This window comes from Haloplanus sp. XH21 (assembly GCF_023276355.1).
GTDB classification, from domain to species: domain Archaea; phylum Halobacteriota; class Halobacteria; order Halobacteriales; family Haloferacaceae; genus Haloplanus; species Haloplanus halobius.
In genome coordinates, this window is sequence record NZ_JALLPL010000001.1 from 1,615,402 (window position 1) to 1,628,833 (window position 13,432).

19 protein-coding genes are annotated in these 13,432 nt (G+C 64.1%); 11 read left to right on the forward strand and 8 right to left on the reverse strand.

All coding sequences use genetic code 11. The features are described 5' to 3' along the window. Positions 1-237 precede the first annotated feature (237 nt). Entirely contained in the window at positions 238-837 is a 600-nt protein-coding gene (locus MXB53_RS08320; protein WP_248896912.1) for a response regulator transcription factor, read from the forward strand. Here MXB53_RS08320 and MXB53_RS08325 read toward each other — a convergent pair. Next, entirely contained in the window at positions 834-1,262 is a 429-nt protein-coding gene (locus MXB53_RS08325) for a universal stress protein (protein WP_248896913.1), read from the reverse strand. The genes MXB53_RS08320 and MXB53_RS08325 overlap by 4 nt on opposite strands. Positions 1,263-1,357: 95 nt before the next feature. Here MXB53_RS08325 and MXB53_RS08330 point away from each other — a divergent pair, with 95 nt between their 5' ends. Continuing rightward, positions 1,358-1,987 (forward strand): halocyanin domain-containing protein, encoded by a 630-nt coding sequence (locus MXB53_RS08330; protein ID WP_248896914.1) that lies wholly within the window; start codon positions 1,358-1,360, stop codon positions 1,985-1,987. Positions 1,988-2,025: 38 nt separating this feature from the next. Here the strand turns inward: MXB53_RS08330 and MXB53_RS08335 are convergent, their stop codons facing one another. Beyond that, positions 2,026-2,943 (reverse strand): thiamine-phosphate synthase family protein, encoded by a 918-nt coding sequence (locus MXB53_RS08335; RefSeq protein ID WP_248896915.1) that lies wholly within the window; start codon positions 2,941-2,943, stop codon positions 2,026-2,028. Between the two features lie 120 nt (positions 2,944-3,063). Here MXB53_RS08335 and MXB53_RS08340 point away from each other — a divergent pair, with 120 nt between their 5' ends. Next, on the forward strand, positions 3,064-3,408 hold the full coding sequence (locus MXB53_RS08340; protein WP_248898091.1) for a cupin domain-containing protein: 345 nt from the start codon (positions 3,064-3,066) through the stop codon (positions 3,406-3,408). Positions 3,409-3,508: 100 nt separating this feature from the next. Here MXB53_RS08340 and MXB53_RS08345 read toward each other — a convergent pair whose 3' ends face one another. The 5 genes from MXB53_RS08345 to MXB53_RS08365 form a co-directional block, all read right to left on the reverse strand. Continuing rightward, on the reverse strand, positions 3,509-4,483 hold the full coding sequence (locus MXB53_RS08345; protein ID WP_248898092.1) for a tyrosine-type recombinase/integrase: 975 nt from the start codon (positions 4,481-4,483) through the stop codon (positions 3,509-3,511). A 38-nt stretch (positions 4,484-4,521) separates the two neighbouring features. Beyond that, the gene (locus MXB53_RS08350; RefSeq protein WP_248896916.1) at positions 4,522-4,905 is read right to left on the reverse strand and encodes a DUF5805 domain-containing protein; all 384 of its coding nucleotides are present in this window, start codon (positions 4,903-4,905) and stop codon (positions 4,522-4,524) included. Between the two features lie 183 nt (positions 4,906-5,088). Continuing rightward, positions 5,089-5,781, reverse strand: a complete 693-nt coding sequence (locus MXB53_RS08355; protein ID WP_248896917.1) for an SOS response-associated peptidase — start codon at positions 5,779-5,781, stop codon at positions 5,089-5,091. 218 nt (positions 5,782-5,999) lie between these two features. Further along, the gene (locus MXB53_RS08360; protein ID WP_248896918.1) at positions 6,000-6,293 is read right to left on the reverse strand and encodes an SUI1 family translation initiation factor; all 294 of its coding nucleotides are present in this window, start codon (positions 6,291-6,293) and stop codon (positions 6,000-6,002) included. Between the two features lie 16 nt (positions 6,294-6,309). After that, a complete protein-coding gene (locus tag MXB53_RS08365) occupies positions 6,310-6,651 on the reverse strand; it encodes a winged helix-turn-helix transcriptional regulator (protein ID WP_248896919.1) in 342 nt (113 codons plus the stop codon). 62 nt (positions 6,652-6,713) lie between these two features. Here MXB53_RS08365 and MXB53_RS08370 point away from each other — a divergent pair, with 62 nt between their 5' ends. The 6 genes from MXB53_RS08370 to MXB53_RS08395 all read left to right on the forward strand — a co-directional run bounded on the left by MXB53_RS08370 (position 6,714) and on the right by MXB53_RS08395 (position 10,810). Further along, positions 6,714-7,415 (forward strand): SDR family NAD(P)-dependent oxidoreductase, encoded by a 702-nt coding sequence (locus tag MXB53_RS08370; protein WP_248896920.1) that lies wholly within the window; start codon positions 6,714-6,716, stop codon positions 7,413-7,415. Continuing rightward, on the forward strand, positions 7,415-7,906 hold the full coding sequence (locus MXB53_RS08375; RefSeq protein ID WP_248896921.1) for a DoxX family protein: 492 nt from the start codon (positions 7,415-7,417) through the stop codon (positions 7,904-7,906). Before MXB53_RS08370 ends, MXB53_RS08375 begins: the two co-directional genes overlap by 1 nt. Before the next feature lie 30 nt (positions 7,907-7,936). Then, a complete protein-coding gene (locus tag MXB53_RS08380; protein ID WP_248896922.1) occupies positions 7,937-8,776 on the forward strand; it encodes a VOC family protein in 840 nt (279 codons plus the stop codon). A gap of 304 nt (positions 8,777-9,080) precedes the next feature. After that, a complete protein-coding gene (locus tag MXB53_RS08385; RefSeq protein ID WP_248896923.1) occupies positions 9,081-9,230 on the forward strand; it encodes a hypothetical protein in 150 nt (49 codons plus the stop codon). A 62-nt stretch (positions 9,231-9,292) separates the two neighbouring features. Next, positions 9,293-10,042: a ribonuclease H-like domain-containing protein gene (locus tag MXB53_RS08390; RefSeq protein ID WP_248896924.1), complete on the forward strand. Its 750-nt coding sequence runs from the start codon at positions 9,293-9,295 to the stop codon at positions 10,040-10,042. A 42-nt stretch (positions 10,043-10,084) separates the two neighbouring features. Then, complete coding sequence (locus MXB53_RS08395; protein WP_248896925.1) at positions 10,085-10,810, forward strand: dolichyl-phosphate hexose transferase; 726 nt, start codon at positions 10,085-10,087, stop codon at positions 10,808-10,810. Here MXB53_RS08395 and MXB53_RS08400 read toward each other — a convergent pair. After that, positions 10,807-11,004: a DUF5800 family protein gene (locus MXB53_RS08400; protein ID WP_248896926.1), complete on the reverse strand. Its 198-nt coding sequence runs from the start codon at positions 11,002-11,004 to the stop codon at positions 10,807-10,809. The genes MXB53_RS08395 and MXB53_RS08400 overlap by 4 nt on opposite strands. Before the next feature lie 94 nt (positions 11,005-11,098). On the opposite strand from MXB53_RS08400, the gene MXB53_RS08405 reads away from it, so the two are divergent. Both MXB53_RS08405 and MXB53_RS08410 read left to right on the forward strand, forming a co-directional pair. Beyond that, a complete protein-coding gene (locus tag MXB53_RS08405; protein ID WP_248896927.1) occupies positions 11,099-11,950 on the forward strand; it encodes a polymer-forming cytoskeletal protein in 852 nt (283 codons plus the stop codon). A gap of 79 nt (positions 11,951-12,029) precedes the next feature. After that, the gene (locus MXB53_RS08410) at positions 12,030-13,211 is read left to right on the forward strand and encodes a redox-regulated ATPase YchF (RefSeq protein WP_248896928.1); all 1,182 of its coding nucleotides are present in this window, start codon (positions 12,030-12,032) and stop codon (positions 13,209-13,211) included. Positions 13,212-13,432 lie beyond the last annotated feature (221 nt).

Here is a 13,432-nt window from a genome sequence, read left to right on the forward strand (position 1 = left end):
ATAAATCGTACTGTCGGCCGCCCACCACATCTCGGTCGCGGCAAGGGGCTGCTGATCGACGGATGGGAGCGGTGGCGAGACTCGCGGCCGACGATATCCGCGCTGATATGCGGCCAATAGGTATATACCGGTCGAGTAATTTTGGTCAATCGAACGTCGGCGGACGAACCCCGCCACTCGCCTACAGCGGCAGTTCGTTCGGCGGGCGGCCGCACGCTCCGTTCCGATCTCACGACCATGACCACTACGCTCTCGGACGCGACCGTCCTCATCGTCGACGACGAGCAGTCGCTCGCCGATCTCTACGCCTACTGGATCGACGAAGTCGCCGAGGCTCGCACCGCCTACAACGGTGAAGACGCCTTGGAGATGCTGGACGAGGACATCGACGTGCTGTTGCTCGACCGGCGCATGCCCGGGCTTTCGGGCGACGAAGTCGTCGAAGCCGTCGAGGAGCGCGGTCTGGATGTCCGGATCGTGATGGTGACCGCCGTCGACCCCGGGTTCGACATCGTCGAGATGGCGATCGACGACTACCTCGTCAAACCCGTCGATCAGCCCGAACTCGTCCGGACGGTCGAGCGGATGGTCGTCCGTAACTCCTACGACGACAACCTCCAGCACAAGTTCCAGCTCGTCGAGAAGAAGGTGACGCTCGAAGCGGCCAAGACGCCCCACGAACTCGAAGAGAGCGAGGAGTATCAGGACCTCCTCCGCCAGCTCGACGCCATCGAACAGGAGATCGATACCACCGTCGAGGAGTTCGACGACACCGATTTCTCCGTCGCGTTCCGGGAGCTATCCAACGACAAGTCGGCCGATTCGAGCGGGAGCTAGCGAACGACCGTCACCGGAACGGGAGACCGACGGACGACCGTTTCGGCCACGCTGCCGAGCAGGACGCGCGTGACTCCTTCTCGCCCGTGGCTCCCGATGATGATCCCGTCGATGTCGTTGTCCTCCGCCCACTCGACGATAGCTCGGGACGGCATGCCGACGACTGTCTCCGTCTCGACCGACACGCCCCGTTCCTCCGCTCGCTTTCGTGCCTCTTCGAGGACCTGCTCCGTTCGCTCCTGAGACTTCTGTCTCAGGCGGTCGAACGTACTCGGCGCCGCCTCGATGGAGCCGAATCCGACGTCCGTCGGATCGACGACGGAGATGATCGTGAGTTCGGCGTCCGGATATTCGTCGAGGACAAACTCGAGCGCCGCGTCTGCGGGGTCCGATCCGTCGACGGGAACGAGCAGTCGTTTCGTCATGCCACAGGGTGGGTACGACGACACCGTAAGCGTAGGGGTCGATTCTCCCCGGCCGGGATAGTCAGGTTTTCGTAGGATGGCGCGTAACCGCCGGTATGGGTAGTCATCGTTCCGTCTCCCGGCGCGGGTTGCTGACCGCCGTCGCGGGCACGACGGCCACGGCGGCCGCCGCCGGAACCGTCGCGGCCCAGCCGTCGTTCGACGGATGGATGAGCGACGTGGGGAACTACAGCGAGGTGACCGACGCGACCGGCCAGGACGAGGTGACGGTGATGGTCGGCGCCGAGGGCAACGGCGGGGCGTTCGCGTTCGACCCGCCGGCCGTCCAGGTCGATCCCGGAACGACCGTCGTCTGGGAGTGGACCGGCGAGGGCGGTCAGCACAACGTCGTCGACGACGGCGGCGACTTCGAGAGCGACCTCACGGGCGAAGCGGGCTTCACCTTCGAGCAGACTTTCGAAGAAGAGGGCGTCACCAAATACTACTGCTCACCCCACCAGGCCATGGGCATGAAAGGCGTCGTCGTCGTCGGGGCGATCCCCGACTCCGGCGGTGGCGGTGGTGGCGGAGGCGGAGGCGGAGGCGGCGTCAGCGGTCCCGCCGTTCCCGACAGCGCGAAGTCCCTCGTCGTCGCGCTGACGGGGTCGCTCGTCGCAGTCCTCGCGCTCGCGTACTTCTTCATCCGCTACGGTGGCGACTACGGCGAAGAGTTCGAGAGCACCTGAGCCGCTCGGCCTCGGCCGAGTCGCGGCCCCGCAGTCGTTCACTCACCCCGTTCGATCAGTTCTGTGGCCGTCTCTACGGCGTCGACCGCACTCGTCCCGAGCACATAGGTGATCGGTTCGATACCGAAATCGCCCTCGTGGTAGATGACCTGCGGGACGCCGCCGTACGTCTCGAACGCCTCGGTGAGACGCTCCCCCCGGTCGTCGTACGCGGCGTCGAACGCGACGGCGTCGATGTCGTCCGGGATGGCAGCGAGTACCGCGTCGCTCGTGGCCAAGTTGATCGCTCCGCGGACCGACGGATCGGCGCTCGTGGCGGTGAGCAGTGTCGTCGCCACGTGGTGTGACGCCCCGAACTCCGGATTCGACGGGACGTTGACGCCGCCGCGCATGGCGTGGATGCGCCCCGGGACCGCGGCGACATCCGTCTCGTCGCTCGCGTCGGGCAGCGCCATCGCCACGTTCGTCCCGACGTTCGGAACGTGAACTGCCACTTCCGGTGTGTTCGAAAACTGCCGGACTGCGCGACGGACGTTCGCGAGTACTTCGCGCTCCGTCTGTACCGACGGGTCGCGTCCGCGCACACAGAGATCACAGCCCAGGCCCTCCAGCGCGGGCATCTCCTCCTCGTGAACCGCGCAGATCGGCCCCCGATCCTCGAACGCGCGGACGAGTTCCAGCAGTTCCGCCAGGGCCTCGTAGTCGTCCATCGTCCCGTCGTCGAACCCGTCGGCGATCCGTTCGATCGTCGCCTGCATCCGGGGATGCTCTGCGAACCGCTCCTCGCCACGCCGCTCCCCGGACAGGTACTGGCTCACGGCCGCCTGCGAGATGCCGAGACGAGTGGCGATCTCTCGCTGAGAGAACTCACGGTCCGCCAGTTCAGCGGCTAACATCGACCGGACCGTCGGCAGGAACCGCTCGACGACGATCTCGCTCGGTAACTGCAGCGTCACGCTGTCACCGTCCGCTCACGTCTCATACGTCGCCTCTCTCGCCGCTGGGATTTTATACTATTCCCGTCGCCTCGGCCGCGCTTCGAACTCCTTTAGATGGACCGCTGCCTCGCGACGAGCATGCAGCCCGTCTCCTTCGACGACGCCGAGACGTACGAACCCGACGAGAACTGGCGCCGGGTGTCGATGGCCGGTAGCGACCGGTTCAGCTTCGAGTGGTTCGAGAAACCACCCGGTCACTCCTCGCCGATGCACGACCACGAGAACGAACAGGTCTGTCTGGTGCTCCAGGGCGAACTCACGGTGTACACCGAGGACGACCACGTGACCCTGGAGCGGTACGACTCCGTCCATCTCGAGGCCTGGGAGTCACATCGCGTCGAGAACACGGGCGACGAACGCGCCCTCGGCCTCGATGTTTTCGCCCCCGGGCGCGACTTCGACTTCTGGACGGATCGGGACTGAAGGGCCTTCTAGCGGCCGATATCGACAGGACCCACGCAGACCTATCATCGCAGATTCTGTATAGCGGCATGAAGTTTATCCACTCGCCCAAACCACCGGTTCACGTCAATCGGTAGATGTTTTCCTCGTACGTGTGACGGACGCGATCACCCCAGTCGTGGGTGTAGGTGTCGATGATGTCGCTGGCCACGTCGCCACGGAGGTATTTGACGATGCCACGGTCGCCGGTACGGTCCCGGAGGTGGGTCGTGAAGAAGTGTCGGAAGTAGTGGGGCGTGACGTTCTCCTCGGCCCCACCGCCGTCGCGGTGCCATCCACGCTCGCGCGCGTGGCTCTCGACGGTGTGGTGGACGACGTGGGGTGTGACGCGTTTTCCCCAGTTGTCCGCCGTGCTGAGAAAGAGTGGGTCGGCGTCGGAGCGCGGATCGGGCCTGATCGCTAGCCACCGGACGAGCGCTGTCCGGAGCTCCTCGTCGACCGGGATTACCGTCGCTCGCTTGCGTTTGTTCGCCGCCGTCCGGCGTTCGCCCTCGCTCACGTCGCCGACGGCGTGGTCCGCCGCGACGAAGAGCGCGTCGCCCCGGCCGTCGAGCTGGGGGCGGATCGGGATGTCGAGCGTCTCCCGCGTTATCGGTAGGGAGAGGTCTCGCAGGTCGAGATTACAGAGTTCACCCACCCGAATGCCGGTTTTGAGCATCGTCACCAGCAGCGCACGGTCGAGAGGGTGATCGATTCCGGCGAGGAACTGCCGCATCTCGGGGACCGTGATCTCCCGGCGAGTCGGATCGGTGTTGATCCGTTCGTCCATCTCCTCGGCGACCAGGGTCATCGGATTGGATTCGAACGTGCCGACCTGGACCATGTAGGCGTAGAACCGGTGGAGATAGGCGGCGTAGGTGGCGACGGTGCTTTCGGCGACCGAGCCCCGAAGGCGGTGAATCCAGGCCATACAGTCCCGGTGTTCGGCCGCGCCGGGCGTGTCGACCCCGCGCTCGTCGGCGAGAAACGTCTCGAAGTCCCGCAAGACCCGTTCGTAGGCCGACCGGGTGCGGTCGGTCTTGCCGTGGTAGGTCATGTCTTGTAGGAAGTAACCCACAGGGTCGTCAACGTCGCTCACGGTTCCTCCCGAAGCGTGTAGCCGCCGTGGCGGCCGCTGTACTGGACGACGTTTGCCTCCTGGAGCGTCTCCAGGGTCTCTTCCAGGCGATCCTCGATGTCGTCGGAGAGGGCTGAAACGAGGTCGTCCCAGGAACGGTGGTCATCCGGGTCGAGGGCGTCTTTCACCCGGGGTTCGAGCCCCGAAGAGGCCGCTTCAGCCCCGTCTTTGGTGCCGGGTGTCCGCTCCGGAATCTCGAAATCTCCGCGTCCGGCCTGGACCATCGTCCGGACGAACTCGCTTTGACTCATCCCGAGGCGGTCGGCGTGTTCGCGCCAGCGTTCTTTCTGGTACTTCGGCACGTACGTCTTCACCGCGACGCTGTCGGCGTCGTCTGCCATATGCGCCCCCTCGATTGCCGGGAACTTCAAAGTAGTCCCACTGAGGGAAATAAGGGTCTTTATTCGTAGATCTAGTACTGCTTTCTCCCCCGTGAAATACTATTATTTGTGAGAGAGGGGCTGATATTCTACTCATAGTGGCATCCTCTTCACAAATATAATTTACACCCCGGTTCGACTCGATCACGCGTCCGCGCGTTCGATCAGCGAGGGGTCGTCGACGGTCGGATCGTTCACTCGCGGCGAGACGGGGGAGGCCGTCAGATCGATGTCCGGCGGGTCGAGAAGTTCGACTGCCTCGTCGAGCGACCCGTGGAGCCACGTCGACTCCTCGCTCGGATCGAGGATGACGGCCATCCGGTGATGCAGGTCAGAGACGAGGCCGTTCGGTTCCGTCGTCACGATGGCGAAGGAATCGATCGGATCGGCGTCGTCGGACGCAGGCCCGCCGGTGAACTCTCCCAGCCCGGTCTGACGGGTTTCGGGGTGCCACCGCGACCAGATCCCCGCCATCGCGAATGGGCGGTCGTCCGCGAACGCGACCCGGTACGGTCGCGTGCCGCTGTCGCGGTCGACCCACTCGTAGAAACCGTCCGCGGGGACGAGACACCGGCGGTGTTCGACCGACTCCGCGAAACTCGGCTTCTCCGTCAAGGTTTCTGCCCGCGCGTTGATGAGGTCCGTCGAGGCGCTGTCGGCCCATTCGGGGATGAGTCCCCACTGTTTGTGGGCCATTCGGTCGGGGTCGTCGCCGGTGACGACCGGCAGCGACTGCCCTGGTGCGCAGTTGTACTGCGGATCGAACGTCGGGGTCCGCGTCCCGAAGCGTTCGGCTAGTTCCTCGGCCGGCGTGAATAGGGTGTACCGCCCGCACATACCGTCGCTTTGGCCGGTGTCGGGATAAACGGGTCGGCTGAGTCGAGTACGCCATCGCCGTCTCGCGCGGTTCGTGAGTGACGGGGTCTATAAAGTATATGGCGCTATATCGAACCGTTCGGCGTTTGCTTACAGGTCACCGCTGACGTGATCGGTGCAGTCCCGCGACGTATCCAAGACATCAAAATCGGTCAGTGCACTCGTGTTCAGCACGAGAGTCATCCCTTGACGGTGTACCCGTTTTCTTTGAGTAGTTCACGGACACGCTCCTCGTGATCGCCCTGCAGTTCGATGTGGTCTCCTTTGACCGTGCCACCGGTTCCGAGTGCGGATTTCAGCTCCGAAGCGAGTGATTCGAGGTCGGTGTCGCCTTCGAATCCCTCGACAATGACCATTTTCTTGCCATACCGACGCTCTTCGGTCCGGGCAGTCAACTGCTGCGTCGCACGGTCCAGATCTTCGAGCGGGTCCTCAGGGACATCGACATCCTCGAATGACTTGTTGTCTGTCATGTGGTGACCCCCGAATTCAGAGCCACTCGTCGCCCCACTCGTCTAACACGTCGAAGACGGGACAGAGCGCGCCACCTTTCTCAGTCAGGCTGTAATAGCTCGCGACTGGCGATTCGAACTCCTTTCGGTTCTCGATGAGCTCTTCGTCCTCCAAGTCGTCAAGCACGCGCGAGAGGGTGTACGAACTCGCCCCCGTCGATCGCTTGAGTTCGTTGAACCGTTTTTCGCCGTCTCGCAGGTCGTTGAGGACGATGAGCTTCCACTTCGAACCGATCTCCTCGATCGATCCCACTACATTACAAACATCTGCATTCCGTTGCTCGATGTCGGATTCGGACGTCGGTGGTTGTGTCGCCATTACTTGGTTAGATTATTGTTGCCTGAAGTATATATAGATTTGGTAGCCTACTTGGTAATGTAATGGAACTACAAAACGCGACGGTGCTTGTGACCGGTGCGACCGGCAACATAGGCCCATACGTGACGGACCAGCTCGTTGACCAGGGCGCCGGTGTGATCGGCACCTACGTTACCGAGACCGAGAGAGATGCTGTCGAAAGCCGCGCTGAGTACGCCGATGCGGTGTCATACCACCGAGTCGATCTTACCGACCAAGCGGCGGTCGAAGCGTTCGCTGAGGCCGTCACCGAGGAACACGACTCGGTCGACCACATCGTCGGCCTCGCTGGCGGGTTCTCGATGGGCGGCATCAACGAAACCGATGGCGACGCATTTGAATCCGCTCTCAGTCGCCACGCAACGACGGCATTCCTGACCGTCAAGGCGTTCGCGGACCAGCTCAATGAACACAGTAGTATCGTGCTGTTCAGCTCCGACCGGGCGATCGATCCGGTGTCGGGCACGCTGGCCTACAACGTGGGGAAGGGTGCGGTCCGGACGTTGACCGAGTCGCTCGATGTCGAGCTCGATGCTCGCGTCAACGCGATCGCCCCGTTCCTCATCGACGTGCCGGGGAACCGCGAAGCGATGCCGGACGCCGACTTCTCCGAGTGGACGGCCCCTACGTCGGTCGTCGATGAAGTGGTCCACCTGCTCTCGAATGAGGGTGTAACGGGCCAGATCGTCCAGATGACTGGCGGTCAGCCGGAGCTGGTGGAATAATGGCCCAGACCGTATCACGCCAACTGTCATCCGAGACGACTACGCGGTGGAGTCTGCCCCTCGTTCGACTCGCCCTCGGGATCCCGATGCTTATCGCAGGCGTCGGCAAAGTCTTCGGAGTCGGACCGAAACCGATGGGTATCTCGGGCTTCGCAGGGTTCTTGGCGAGCCTCGGCGTTCCACTCCCCACGATTGCTGCGTGGGGGGTCGGTCTCGTCGAACTTGTCGGCGGTATCTTGTTGCTAGTCGGCTTGGCCGTTCGACTCGCAAGCGCGGTGATCGCCATCGACATGCTCGTCGCGACAGTCCTGTACCATCTTCCCAATGGGTATCCGGTCACGAGTAACGGTATCGAACTGACGCTCACGCTAACCGTGATCGCAGTAGCGCTCGTCCTGAGTGGCCCTGGAGCGTTCTCGATCGAAGGGGTACTGTTCGACCAAGAGGACCGCTCCGCTGACTCGTCTCAGTCGAGAGGCAGGGACGAATAAGTAGCGCTCGCGTTTATTTTCATAGTATCAATGACTACAGACGTACTCCCGCAAGGAACACGTATCGGCCGGACAGCGCTTCGCGTCGCCGACCTCGATGAGATGAGCGGATTCTACCGGGATGTCGTCGGCCTCAGTGTGCTCCGCCTAGACGACACGACCGCCGTTCTCGGGGTTGACGACACGTCACTGCTCGTCCTGGAGGGAGCGGAAGATGCCCTGAAGCGTCACCGAGCTGCAACTGGGCTCTACCACAATGCATTCAGAGTGCCCTCACGTGAGGCGCTCGGTGACGCGCTCGGTCGGATACGAGAGCACTGGCAGCTCGGTGGTGCGTCTGACCATCTCGTCAGCGAGGCGCTGTATCTCACAGACCCCGAGGGGAATGGCGTTGAGATCTACCGGGACTTCCCCCGCGACGAGTGGTCCATCGACGACAATGGGAAGATCAGAATCGGCTCCGACCGACTCGATCTCGATAGGATCGAAGCCGCTGGTGGTGGTGATGCTCGGGCACCGCCGGGCACAGACGTCGGCCATGTCCATCTCGAAGTCTCCTCGATTGACGCATTCAGGGACTTCTACGTAGACACCCTCGGGTTCGAGGTGCAAGCAACCTGGCCAGACGCGCACTTCGTGTCTGCCGGAGAGTACCACCATCACATCGGGGCGAACACGTGGCACCATCGAACGGGGCCAAGCAACGGCCGAGGATTAGCCTGGTTCGAGGTGGTCCTTCCAGAGACACAGGCACTCGACGCGCTTCGAGATCGACTCGTTGGGAGCCAATCTACCGTGACCGAAACGGATGAGGGTATCGTAGTCAGGGATGCAGACGAGATCGAGATTCGATTCCGAACCGAGACCTAACTCGTCGTTCCACCGTTTCTTCCTCGTTTGAGCCTCCGCGGAGGCAGTTCACGTTGAACTTCTCACCTCAATCGGTTGTAACCGAGATGCGTAGCGGCGCTGGCTATGAGTGCTCTCGCTCTCGCTGAGTGTCTGAGTCAGTCAGGGTCGACGCAGAGCGCCGGTTAGCGCGGATGTCCCATCCCAACAGATATATCGCTACGTCCGGTAGGGAAACCACCAATGGATCACCGGATCACGAACGGAGCGGGTCGTTCCGACGCGAGCGATTTCGCCGGCGACGGTCGAGCGGAGGCACGATAACATGCCCTGGGGCGTCAACACCGAGTACACCGAAGACGAGGCAGCGGACGTCGAAATCGACGAGGACCAAGAGAAAGTCGACCGGAGCGAAGAAGGGTCCGAGACCACGGCCGATTTCGATGTCGACGAAGCGATTTCGAACCTGGACTAACGCACCGGCGTCGGTGTGTCCAGGACGCGAGCTTTTTGCCTCCCCACCGCGCACGGACGTTCGTGCGCATCGAGAACAGTTTCATCCCGATACGCGGCGTGGGCGAGACGACCGAGCGCCGACTCTGGGAAGCCGGCATCACTCACTGGGAGGAGTTCGACGGCTCCGTCGTCGGCCCGACCACCGCCGACCGCATCCACGAGTTCGTCGACCTGGCGACCGACCACCTCAGCCGGGGGAACGCCCGCTTTTTCGACGACTCGTTCCCCTCCGGCGAGCGCTGGCGACTCTACGAGAACTTCCGTGACGACGCCCTGTGTTTCGACATCGAGACGACGGGGCTCGACGCCGACCGCAACGACGTGACGACGGTGAGTTTCTACCGCGACGGGGCGGTCGACACCCTGATTCGCGGCGACGACCTCACCGCCGGCGCGCTTCGCGAGCAGTTCGCGGACGCCCCCCTTATCGTCACGTTCAACGGCGCTCGCTTCGACGTGCCCTTCCTCGAGGAATCGTTCGACGTCGAGATCACGGCGCCCCACCTCGACCTCATGTACCCCTGTCGCCGTCTCGACCTCACGGGCGGCCTGAAACCCATCGAACAGGAAATCGACATCGACCGCGACCGCCCCGACCTCTCCGGGAAGGACGCCGTTCGGCTCTGGCGAGAGTACGAACGCGGCGACGAGGCCGCTCTCGAGACGCTCGTCTCGTACAACCGCGAGGACACCGAGAACCTCGCCCGTCTCGCCGACCACGTTACCGCCCGTCTCCACGAAGCTGTCTGCCCCTCGAACGCGACGTTTTAGGCAAACCTAAACACTCAAGTAAGACGGTCCGCTGGTGGAGATATGGACTACACGTTCGACGACGTCGCCGTCGTGATGGGGACGTACAACGAGGAAGAAGCGATCGGCAGTGTGCTCGCCGACATCGACCGCGTGACCGACGGCAAGGCCGAGGTGGTCTGTGTCGACGGGTCGAGCGACCGCACGCCGGATATCGCCCGCGGGATGGGCGCGACCGTCATCGAACAGGAGCCACAGGGCTACGGCGTCGCCGTCCGCGAGGCCGTGCTCACGCCGGATCGTCCGGTGGTCGTCACGACCGACTGTGACGACACCTACCCGATAGAGCGCCTGCCCGACTTCCTCGACCGCATCAACGAGGGGTACGACGTGGTGAGCGGCGACCGCATCACACCCCGGCCCGAGACGATGCCGCGGCTGAACCGCCTGGGCAACCGCGCCTTCGCAGCCCTCGCGAGCCTCCTCCTCGGCCGCCGTCTCCACGACGTGACGACCGGGATGCGTGCCTACCGCCGCGACCTGCTGCAGCGCATCGAGTGGACCGAGAACACGGGGCTGTCGGCCGAACTCCTGATGCGCCCCGTCGCGCGCAACTACCGCGCGACCGAGGTGCCCATCGACTACCGCGAGCGGGCGGGCGAGACGAAACTCGATCCGTTCCGCGGCGGCGCCGCCATCGCGAAATCCATTCTCCGGATCGGTATCGAAGAGCGACTGGATCGGGACATCGGCGGCCTCATACCGACCGACAGCGTCGACCGCACCTAGTGGACGATATCCCCGATCCGTCGGGGTTCGCCCGTGAGCGTGGGCTCTTTCTCGACCATCTGTAGCACTTCGTGGTCGGTCACGTCGGGGTAGTTCTTCCCGACCGCGTTCTCGATCAGTTCTTTGTCGAGGCGGAACTCGGTGCCTTCGTAGACGACATCGACACCCTGCTCGTCGAAGGAGAGAACAGTCATGTACGGCGGTAGTGGGCGCGTACAAAAAACGCTGCCCTTCCGTCGGACGGCCGTCTGACGGCGGTTTTAATACTAGTGTCGTCAACACACGCGCGTGTCACTCGGGAGGGACCCGCTCGACGCGCTCGAAATCCCCGACGGGACGACCGTCGAGGAACACGACCTCGTCACCGACGGCGACGTCATCGTTGGCGGCCAGAGTACCGTCGAGTTCGGCGTCCGCGGCCGGAACGTCGTCGGCGGCGAACGCGTCCGCTTCGGCGGCGACATCGAGGCCGAAGGCGACTGCCGCCTCGACATGTGGTGTGACGTGGCCGGGAACGTCCTCGTCGGCGACGACGCCTACCTCGGCGAACGCGTCCACATCGGCGGCCAACTCATGGTCTCCGGCGACCTCGACATCGGCGACGACGTCGAAATCGACGAGGGGTTCGAGGCCAACGGCTGGATCGTCATCCGGAACCCGGTGCCGACGCTCGTCTTCTATTTCATCGTCCTCTCACAGCTCCTCCGAGTCGGCGAGGCCGACGCCGCCGAGGAGATCGCCGACGCGCTGTCCGGCGACGCCCCGGACGACCCGCTCGTGATCCCCCGCGGCAGCGACATTTCGGACGACGCCTGGCGCGTCTCGACGCCCGCCACCGTCGGCGACGGCTGTCGCCTCCACGGCAATCTCCGCGCCCGATCCATCGAGATGGGCACCGACAACAACGTCTTCGGCAGTCTGCGCGCTCGGGGCGACATCTCCGTCGGCGACGACACCCGCATCCACGGGGACGTTACCACGCGCGGCGGCACCGTCCGCCTCGAACCCGGGGTGCGCGTCCTCGGTGACGTGTCGTGTGCCGACCTCGAGCTCCACGAGGACGCCGTCGTCGACGGCTCGATCCGCTCGCGCGGCGAGATGCAGATCCTCCGCACCGACGACGGGCGCGACGCGGAGTGACCGTCGGGATAGCCACTCCGGCCGACCCGCCGTCTCAACGGACCGAAAGTAAATTCCCGCCGACTCGCCCACGTCCGGTATGCTCTCTCTCGCGCTCGCCGGGAAACCGAACGCGGGCAAATCCACCCTCTATCGCGCCGCGACGCGGGCGGAGGTCGACGTGGCGAACTATCCGTTCACGACCATCGACGCTAACCGCGGGGTGACCCACGCCCGCACCGACTGTCCTTGTCTCGCGCTCGACGAGCGGTGTGGCAACGAGCGCTGTCACGACGGCAAGCGCTACGTCCCCGTCCAACTGCTCGATGTCGCCGGGTTGGTTCCTGGCGCCCACGAGGGGAAGGGCCTCGGCAACCAGTTCCTCGACGAACTCACCAACGCCGACGCCATCCTCAACGTGGTCGACGCCTCCGGCGGCACGAACGCCGAGGGCGAACCCGTCGAGGTGGGCACCTACGACCCCGTGGAGGAGGTGGACTTCATCGAACGCGAGATGGACCAGTGGCTCGCGGGCATCATCGACCGTAACTGGGAGTCCGTCGAGCGCAAGTCACGCTCCCCCGATTTCGACATCGACGAGGCGCTGACGGACATGCTCACCGGCTTCGGCGCCACTGTCGCCGACGTGGCCGCCAGCCTCCGCGAACTGAACTACCCCGAGGACCCCATGCAGTGGACCGACGACCACCGGGCCGACCTCGCCCGCAAGATCCGGGCACGCACCAAACCCCTCGTCGTCGTCGCCAACAAGGCCGACATCGCCCCACCGGAGAACATCGAGCGCCTGCGCGCAACGGACAAGCCCGTCATCCCCGCGACGGCGGACGGCGAACTCGCCTTGCGGACCGCGAGCGAGGCCGGCGCCGTCGACTACGACCCGGGCGACCCGGACTTCGACATCGTCGGCGACATCACCGACTCCCAGCGCGAGGGACTCCAGCGTATCCGCGAGGTGATGGCCGACCACGGCGGCACCGGGATTCAGGAGGCCATCGACACCGCCGTCTACGACCTGCTCGACCAAATCACGGTCTTTCCCGTCCAGAACGAAACTCGATGGACCGACGGGAGCGGGAACGTCCTGCCTGACGCGGTGTTGTTGCCGAGCGGGTCGACGCCGCCGGACCTGGCGTACGCTATCCACTCCGACATCGGCGAAGGGTATCTCCACGCCGTCGACGCCCGTAGCGACCGCCGCATCGGCGAGGATCACGAACTCGAGGAGGGAGACGTGATCAAAATCGTCAGCACGGCGCGATAGGAGGGGCTATCCGAATCGTCAGCGGGGAGATAAACTCACGGCGCGTGGATAGTTTAACGTAGCGTTCACGCCAGTGACACGAGTTTATTTGCGTTTATTCCCTCACTCAAGGCGCGCGCCGAGGTCGAAGTGCATCCGGCTACGGTCCCAAGGGCGGCAGCACCGAGCGCCGCGACGAAGCGGCGTCTGGAGGGGATGGTGTGAGGTGGGTGTGTCGCCCG

Bases quoted from the DNA above. Each gene is read 5' to 3' on its own strand.
- MXB53_RS08320 (WP_248896912.1), top strand. From the start codon at position 238: ATGACCACTACGCTCTCGGACGCGACCGTCCTCATCGTCGACGACGAG.
- MXB53_RS08325 (WP_248896913.1), bottom strand. From the start codon at position 1,262: ATGACGAAACGACTGCTCGTTCCCGTCGACGGATCGGACCCCGCAGAC.
- MXB53_RS08330 (WP_248896914.1), top strand. From the start codon at position 1,358: ATGGGTAGTCATCGTTCCGTCTCCCGGCGCGGGTTGCTGACCGCCGTC.
- MXB53_RS08340 (WP_248898091.1), top strand. From the start codon at position 3,064: ATGCAGCCCGTCTCCTTCGACGACGCCGAGACGTACGAACCCGACGAG.
- MXB53_RS08345 (WP_248898092.1), bottom strand. From the start codon at position 4,483: ATGACCTACCACGGCAAGACCGACCGCACCCGGTCGGCCTACGAACGG.
- MXB53_RS08350 (WP_248896916.1), bottom strand. From the start codon at position 4,905: ATGGCAGACGACGCCGACAGCGTCGCGGTGAAGACGTACGTGCCGAAG.
- MXB53_RS08355 (WP_248896917.1), bottom strand. From the start codon at position 5,781: ATGTGCGGGCGGTACACCCTATTCACGCCGGCCGAGGAACTAGCCGAA.
- MXB53_RS08360 (WP_248896918.1), bottom strand. From the start codon at position 6,293: ATGACAGACAACAAGTCATTCGAGGATGTCGATGTCCCTGAGGACCCG.
- MXB53_RS08365 (WP_248896919.1), bottom strand. From the start codon at position 6,651: ATGGCGACACAACCACCGACGTCCGAATCCGACATCGAGCAACGGAAT.
- MXB53_RS08370 (WP_248896920.1), top strand. From the start codon at position 6,714: ATGGAACTACAAAACGCGACGGTGCTTGTGACCGGTGCGACCGGCAAC.
- MXB53_RS08375 (WP_248896921.1), top strand. From the start codon at position 7,415: ATGGCCCAGACCGTATCACGCCAACTGTCATCCGAGACGACTACGCGG.
- MXB53_RS08380 (WP_248896922.1), top strand. From the start codon at position 7,937: ATGACTACAGACGTACTCCCGCAAGGAACACGTATCGGCCGGACAGCG.
- MXB53_RS08385 (WP_248896923.1), top strand. From the start codon at position 9,081: ATGCCCTGGGGCGTCAACACCGAGTACACCGAAGACGAGGCAGCGGAC.
- MXB53_RS08395 (WP_248896925.1), top strand. From the start codon at position 10,085: ATGGACTACACGTTCGACGACGTCGCCGTCGTGATGGGGACGTACAAC.
- MXB53_RS08400 (WP_248896926.1), bottom strand. From the start codon at position 11,004: ATGACTGTTCTCTCCTTCGACGAGCAGGGTGTCGATGTCGTCTACGAA.
- MXB53_RS08410 (WP_248896928.1), top strand. From the start codon at position 12,030: ATGCTCTCTCTCGCGCTCGCCGGGAAACCGAACGCGGGCAAATCCACC.